Source organism: Micromonospora phytophila (genome assembly GCF_023656545.1).
GTDB lineage: Bacteria > Actinomycetota > Actinomycetes > Mycobacteriales > Micromonosporaceae > Micromonospora > Micromonospora phytophila.
The window spans coordinates 1-6303 of sequence record NZ_JAMOKF010000317.1; the positions used below are offsets into that span (position 1 = coordinate 1).

Below are 6303 nucleotides of genomic sequence, written 5' to 3' on the forward strand. Positions count from 1 at the left end.
GGGCGACCGCGCGCGCCGGCTCGCCGACCCGCTCCTGGCCGCCGCCCCGCTGCCCTGCGGCGGCCGCTACGTCGGCCTCGTCGAGGGGTACGACGTCTCGCTCGGCACGCGCGCCGATGTGGTCGTCACCGACGGGTTCACCGGTAACGTGCTGCTCAAGGCGATCGAGGGCGCGTACGCGATGGCAGGGGGGCAACCGGCCGGCGGCGGCGCCCCCCGGGCGGCCGCCCTGCTCGGGGTGGCCGGGACGGTGGTCGTCTGTCACGGCGCCGCCCGGGCCGAGGACGTCGCCTCCGGCATCGCCCTCGCCGCACATCTGTGGCGGCGCCGCGCCGCCGATCTGGTCCGCGCGCTGATCGACGGCGTCGACGCGGGGGACCACGAGGACCGCACCGACCGCACCACCGACACCGAGGTACCCACATCATGAGCAACGACAAGCGGCGGCGGTCGTCCGTCGGTCACCTGGAGGCGGCGTTCGGCGTCAGCCTGGACCCGGAACTGCTGGAGCGGGCGCTGACCCACCGCTCGTACGCGTACGAGAACGGCGGCCTGCCGACCAACGAGCGGCTGGAGTTCCTCGGCGACTCGGTGCTCGGCGTGGTGATCACCACCGCGCTCTTCCACAACCACCCCGACCTGCCCGAGGGGCAGTTGGCCAAGCTGCGGGCCAGCGTGGTCAACATGCGGGCCCTCGCCGACGTGGCCCGGGGCCTGGGCCCGGACGGGCTCGGCGCCTACCTCCTGCTGGGCAAGGGGGAGGAGACCACCGGTGGCCGGGACAAGGCGAGCATCCTCGCCGACACGCTGGAGGCGCTGCTCGGCGCGATCTACCTCCAGTACGGGCTGGACACCGCGGCGATCGTCATCCACCGGCTCTTCGACCCGCTGATGGCCGAGTCGGCCGGGCGGGGCGCGGCCCTGGACTGGAAGACCAGCCTCCAGGAGTTGACCGCGGCGCTCGGGCTCGGGGTCCCGGAGTACCGGATCGAGGGCACCGGGCCGGACCACCTCAAGACCTTCACCGCCTGGGTGGTGGTCGCCGGCAACCGCTACGGCGGCGCCGAGGGGCGCAGCAAGAAGGAGGCCGAGCAGCGCGCCGCCGAGGCGGCCTGGCGCCAGCTCACCGAGCAGGCGGAACGCGCCCGCGCCGAACAGGCCGAGCAGGACGGACAGGCCCAACAGGCCGGACAGGCCGAGCAGGACGGACAGGCCGAGCCGGCCGAGCGGACCCAGCCGGTGGGTGCGTCCGGCGAGGCGCGCGGTGCCTGAACTGCCCGAGGTCGAGACGGTCCGGCAGGGGCTGGCCCAGTGGGTCACCGGCCGGCGGATCGCCTCGGTCGAGGTGCGCCACCCGCGTGCCGTACGCCGGCACACCCCCGGCGGCGAGCACTTCGCCGACGTCCTGGCCGGCCGGACCGTGCTCGACGTACGCCGCCGCGGCAAGTACCTCTGGCTGCCGCTGGACAGCGGTGACGCGGTCATCGGGCACCTCGGCATGTCAGGCCAGCTGCTGCTGCAACCGGCCGACGCGCCCGACGAGACGCACCTGCGGGTCCGGTTCCGGTTCGCCGACGACGGTCCCGAGCTGCGCTTCGTCGACCAGCGCACGTTCGGCGGGCTGTCGGTCTCCGAGGGCGGCGCGGAGCTGCCGGCGGAAATCGCGCACATCGCCCGCGACCCGATGGACCCGCAGTTCTCCGACACGGAGTTCGTCGACGCGCTGCGCCGGCGGCGTACCGAGGTGAAGCGGGCGCTGCTGGACCAGGCCCTCATCTCGGGCGTGGGCAACATCTACGCCGACGAGGCGCTGTGGCGGGCGGGGCTGCACGGCACCCGACCCACCGACGCGCTGACCGCCCCGGCCGCGCGGCGACTGCTCGGCCACGTCCGGGACGTGCTCGGCGAGGCGATCAAGTCCGGTGGCACCAGCTTCGACGCCCTCTACGTCAACGTCAACGGCGAGAGCGGCTACTTCGACCGGTCGTTGAACGTCTACGGCCGGGAGGGCCAGCCGTGCCACCGCTGCGGCGCGCCGATCCGGCGGGAGGCGTTCATGAACCGTTCGTCGTACAGCTGCCCGCGCTGCCAGCCGCGCCCTCGGGGAGCCCTTCGGGGATGACCCGGAGACGGTTCCGGGTCGCCGTCGGCGCGTCGGACCGGTCCGCTCCGGGAAGGGCCCGGCGAACCGCCCGTTCCGGGGTGGATCGCCCGTCTGGTCCGCCTGAACGGGGCGGCCGGTGGTTCCGGGGTGGACCGGGGCCGTTCCCCGATGTTCCGGGCTCGTCACGCCCCTAACGTCAGCACCGTTGACAGGGGGTCGACGTGACAGGGGGACCCGGAATGGGCGCAAGACCGGTGACGGTGCGGTTGGCGCGGTGGAGCGCCGAGCACCCGTGGCGTGCCATCGCGCTGTGGGTGGTGTTCGTGGCGGTGTGCTTCGTCGGGGGGAGCGCCGCCGGCCTCAACGAGGCCACCGACTCCGACCAGGCGATCGGGGAGTCCGGTCGGGCGGGGCTGATCGTCGACGCGGGGGCGTTCGACGACCCGGCCGTGGAGAACGTGCTCATCACGCCGCGCAGCGGCACTCTGGACCAGGCGGCGGCGAAGGCCGCGGCGCAGGACGCTACCGCCCGGCTGCGGGTGGTCGACGGCGTCGCCTCGATCGGCGAGCCGGTGCCGGCCCGGGACGGGTCCGCGCTGCTGGTGCCGATCACCATGTCCGGCGACCCGGAGACCGCGTCCGACCGGGTGCAGCCGCTGCGCGACGCGACCGCCGGCGTCCAGGACGGGCACCCGCAGCTGCGCATCGAGCAGGTCGGCGGCCCGTCGATCAACAAGGCGCTGGACGACACGCTCGGCAAGGACTTCAAGCGCGCCGAGCTGCTCAGCCTGCCGGTGACCCTGGCCATCCTGATCGTCGCGTTCGGGGCGCTGATCGCCGCCGGGGTGCCGGTGCTGCTGGCGCTCTCGTCGGTGGCCGCGGCGATGGGGCTCTCCACCCTCGCCTCGCACCTGGTGCCGGCGACCGACACCACGGCCAGCGTCATCCTGCTGATCGGCATGGCGGTCGGGATCGACTACTCGCTGTTCTACGTGCGGCGCGAGCGGGAGGAACGGGCCCGGGGACGCTCCGGCCTGGACGCGGTGGAGATCGCCGCGGAGACCTCCGGCCACGCCGTGGTGGTCTCCGGCTTCGCCGTCATCATCTCGATGGCCGGGCTGCTGCTCGCTGGCGACGCGGTCTTCTCCTCCCTCGCGGTGGGCTCGATCCTGGTGGTCGCGGTCGCGGTGACCGGCTCGCTGACGGTGCTGCCGGCGCTCCTGGCCAAGCTGGGCCGCTGGGTCGACCGCCCGCGGGTGCCGCTGCTGTGGCGGCTGACCGCCCCGCGTACCGGGCGGCACGGGCAGCAGGCGTCGCCCCGGTTCTGGCCGGCGGTGCTGCGGCCCGCCCTGCGGGCGCCGGTGGCCACCCTGGTGATCTCGGTGGGGCTGCTGCTCGCCCTCGCCGCGCCCGCGCTGGGCATGAAGCTGAAGTTCCCCGGCATGGAGGACCTGCCGCGCAGCACCGCCGCCATGCAGGCGTACGACCGGCTCACCGCGGCCTTCCCGAGCAGCGGCACCAGCCACACGGTGGCGGTCCGGGCCCCGGCCGGCGAGGCCGACCGGGTCCGGGCGGCGCTGACCGAGCTCTCCGGCCGGGCGTCGGCCGACCCGCTCTTCGCGCCGGTCGAGGCGGACGGCCCGAAGCTCCAGGTCTCCGCCGACGGGCGGGTGTCGGTGCTGGAGGTCGCCACCCCGTACGCCAGCCGCACCGACGAGGCGGTCCGTTCACTGGACCGGCTCCGCGACGACCTGGTGCCGGCGGCGCTGGGCGGCGTTCCCGGCGTCGAGTACGCGGTCGGCGGCGGCGTCGCCGCCAGCGAGGACTACGCGCAGCACGTCCGGGACAAGCTGCCGATCGTCATGGGCTTCGTGCTGGCGCTCACCTTCCTGGTGATGACGTGGACGTTCCGCTCGGTGGTGATCGCGCTCAGCTCGATCCTGCTCAACCTGCTCTCCGCCGGCGCCGCGTACGGGCTGCTGGTCCTGGTCTTCCAGGGCAGCTGGGCCGAGGGCCTGCTCGGCTTCACCTCGATGGGCGCGATCGTCTCCTGGCTGCCGCTCTTCCTCTTCGTGGTGCTCTTCGGTCTCTCGATGGACTACCACGTCTTCGTGGTCAGCCGGATCCGCGAGGGCATCCGGGCCGGCATGCCGAACCGGGAGGCGGTCGCCTTCGGGATCACCTCGTCGGCCGGCGTGGTGACCAGCGCGGCGATCGTGATGGTCGGGGTCTTCTCGATCTTCGCGACGCTGAGCACGATCGACATGAAGCAGCTCGGCATCGGCCTGGCTGCGGCGATCCTGCTGGACGCCACGATCATCCGCGGGGTGGTGCTGCCGGCGCTGATGACCATGCTGGGCGACGCGAACTGGTGGGCGCCGAAGTTCCTGCGGGCCCGCTCCGCCCCGGCCCCGACCGACCCGCCGGCCCCGGCCCCGGAGCTGGTCGGCGTGGGCTGACCCGACCCGTCCCGCGCCGGGGGCCGGACTGCATCCGCGGTCCGGCCCCCGGCGCGTCGGGGCGGCGCGCGCTCAGACCATCGGGCAGGAGAGCCGCCAGGCGTCCAGCTCCCGCTCCTTGCGGATCGAGGAGAACCCGTAGCCGACCGTGGTGACGCAGAAGTCGGTGGTGGAGCCGGTGTACTCCACGTGGAACACCGGCTTGCCCGCCTCCACGAACGGCAGCAGCCGGGCGCACTGGCGCAGCCGTACGCACTCCTCGTTGACGGCGAAGTCGAAGTCCGGCGCCAGGGCGGCGACCTGTGCCACGTCGTTGACCAGGCCGGGGGAGAGGTCGAGGGAGCGGGCCAGGGCGGCCAGCCGACGGTTGAAGGCCAACTGGTCGTCGAACTCCAGCGGGAAGCCGGAGCGGTGCGCGTACCCGTCGGCGTCGGCCAGCGCGACCGCGCTGAAACCCTTGCCCCGGCAGAGCCGGAACCGGTCGGCCAGCACCGGCCGCAGCGCGTCCCACTGCCGGACGTCGAGCCACCGGCTCTGCGGCCGCCGGGCCGCGCCGCCCCGCACGGCGGTCGGGAAGCGGCTCGCGTCCGGGTCGGCGGGGAGGAACGACCCGACGTGCACCAGGCAGACCAGCCGGCGGTCCCGGGAGCGCAGCTCGGTGGTCTGCGCGGCGGTGGTGGCGACGGGGTCGAGCAGGAAGACGTCGGCGTCGACGGCCGGGTCCAGCACCCCGCTGAGCTGCCACTGCCACTGCCACCGGCGGGCGGACTCCACCGGCCACCCGGTCGGCGGGCCGGGCGGCGTGATCTCGACCCGGCAGGCGTACACCGGGGTCAGCAGCGCGAGGGCGACGCACGCCGGCAGGGCCCGGCGCAGGCCCCGCCCGACGGCGCGCGTCCGCAGCCGGATCCGCATCGGCAGCTCCCGGGTCGCGAGCGGCCCTGCGCCGCCCGGAGCGGGTACGCCGCGTCGGCGTACCTCACCCGGTCAAACGAGCGCGGACCCGGCCACGACTCGCGTTCAGCGCGGTGCGGCGAAGACCTGCGTCCAGTACGGGCCGTTGCTGCTCGCGACGCCGACGCCGATCTCGGTGAAGGCGCAGTTGAGGATGTTGGCCTTGTGTCCGGGGCTGTCCATCCAGGCGTCCATCACCGCGGCCGGGGTCTTCTGGTTCCAGGCGACGTTCTCGCCGTAGGTGCGCCAGGCGTAGCCGACCCGGTCCAGCCGGTCGCCGGCGTCGCTGCCGTCGCTGCCGTCGTGCGACATCTTCTGGTGGTCGGCCTGGTCCTGGCTGTGCCGCTGGGCCGCGGTCATCAGCTTGTCGTCGATGCCCAGGGCGCCGCAGCCGGCCTTGGCGCGCTCGGCGTTGACCAGGTCGACCACCTCGCGGGCCTGGGCGCTGACCCCGCCGGTGGCCGGGGTCGTCGTGCGGCTGCTCGGCGCGGTGCTCCGCTCCACGCGGCGGGAGGCCGCGGTGGAGCGGGAGGGCGCCGGCGTCGGCTTGCTGGTCTTCGAGGGCGCCGGGGTCGGCTTGGCGGTGGTGGGCGCGGCGCTCGGGGTGGTCGGGGCCAGGGCGTCCGCCTCCGCTCCCTCGGTGCCCGGCAGCAGCGGGGCGGCGGCGACCGTGTCGTCGCCGGTCGGCTCGGTCTGCCCGCCCTCGCCGCCGGTCAGCGTGACCGCGCCGACGCCGAGGCTCACCACGAGGGTGGCGGCCGCGGCGGCGCCACCGATCAGCGTCGG

The 6303-nt window shown here is 74.7% G+C and carries 5 protein-coding genes and 1 pseudogene; 4 read left to right on the forward strand and 2 right to left on the reverse strand.

Annotated features, from left to right (window positions below):
* The 4 genes and pseudogenes from NCC78_RS25955 to NCC78_RS25970 form a co-directional block, all read left to right on the forward strand.
* A pseudogene (locus NCC78_RS25955) lies at positions 1-430 on the forward strand (phosphate acyltransferase PlsX); the annotation flags it as partial.
* Positions 427-1272, forward strand: coding sequence for a ribonuclease III (gene rnc / locus NCC78_RS25960; protein WP_250797740.1), 846 nt, complete (start codon positions 427-429; stop codon positions 1270-1272). The pseudogene NCC78_RS25955 and the gene rnc, both read left to right, overlap by 4 nt.
* Entirely contained in the window at positions 1265-2122 is an 858-nt protein-coding gene (mutM, locus tag NCC78_RS25965; RefSeq protein WP_250797742.1) for a bifunctional DNA-formamidopyrimidine glycosylase/DNA-(apurinic or apyrimidinic site) lyase, read from the forward strand. Before rnc ends, mutM begins: the two co-directional genes overlap by 8 nt.
* A 221-nt stretch (positions 2123-2343) precedes the next feature.
* Positions 2344-4563, forward strand: coding sequence for an MMPL family transporter (locus tag NCC78_RS25970; RefSeq protein WP_250797743.1), 2220 nt, complete (start codon positions 2344-2346; stop codon positions 4561-4563).
* A gap of 72 nt (positions 4564-4635) precedes the next feature.
* On the opposite strand, the gene NCC78_RS25975 is transcribed toward NCC78_RS25970, so the two are convergent.
* The gene (locus NCC78_RS25975; RefSeq protein WP_250797744.1) at positions 4636-5478 is read right to left on the reverse strand and encodes an endo alpha-1,4 polygalactosaminidase; all 843 of its coding nucleotides are present in this window, start codon (positions 5476-5478) and stop codon (positions 4636-4638) included.
* Between the two features lie 105 nt (positions 5479-5583).
* A partial coding sequence (locus NCC78_RS25980) for a CAP domain-containing protein (RefSeq protein ID WP_250797746.1) occupies positions 5584-6303 on the reverse strand: 720 nt, incomplete at its 5' end.

What these genes read in the sequence shown, in the direction of transcription:
- NCC78_RS25970 (WP_250797743.1), top strand. Translation starts at nt 2,344, where the DNA reads ATGGGCGCAAGACCGGTGACGGTGCGGTTGGCGCGGTGGAGCGCCGAG.
- NCC78_RS25975 (WP_250797744.1), bottom strand. Translation starts at nt 5,478, where the DNA reads ATGCGGATCCGGCTGCGGACGCGCGCCGTCGGGCGGGGCCTGCGCCGG.
- rnc (WP_250797740.1), top strand. Translation starts at nt 427, where the DNA reads ATGAGCAACGACAAGCGGCGGCGGTCGTCCGTCGGTCACCTGGAGGCG.